This window comes from Bartonella queenslandensis AUST/NH15 (assembly GCF_000312585.1).
GTDB lineage: Bacteria > Pseudomonadota > Alphaproteobacteria > Rhizobiales > Rhizobiaceae > Bartonella > Bartonella queenslandensis_A.
Genome location: NZ_HE998476.1, coordinates 1 through 207, shown reverse-complemented (window position 1 = coordinate 207; position 207 = coordinate 1). Strand labels below are relative to the sequence as shown.

The 207-nt window shown below is 33.8% G+C and carries 1 protein-coding gene; it reads right to left on the bottom strand.

Annotation, left to right across the window (positions count from 1 at the left end; all coding sequences use genetic code 11):
* Nucleotides 1–134, bottom strand: a 134-nt coding sequence (locus tag BN338_RS11945) for an EexN family lipoprotein (RefSeq protein WP_156809288.1), incomplete at its 3' end; no start/stop codon positions are given.
* Between the last annotated feature and the right edge of the window lie 73 nt (nt 135–207).

Here is a 207-nt window from a genome sequence, read left to right as displayed (position 1 = left end):
AATCCACATTTCGCATTCCATTCTTCCATCAATTTTCTATCTTTTTTAAATTCTGCGACGCTATAGGTTTTTTCGCAACCAACTGTGATAAGTCCTGTGCAAAGCAGCAATGTTGTTATGAGAACTTTATTCATAGATATTTCCCCTTCATTTTTTCAGTTTTTGAGGTTTGAGCACAATCTTTAAATTATGCTTGTGTTATCGGTT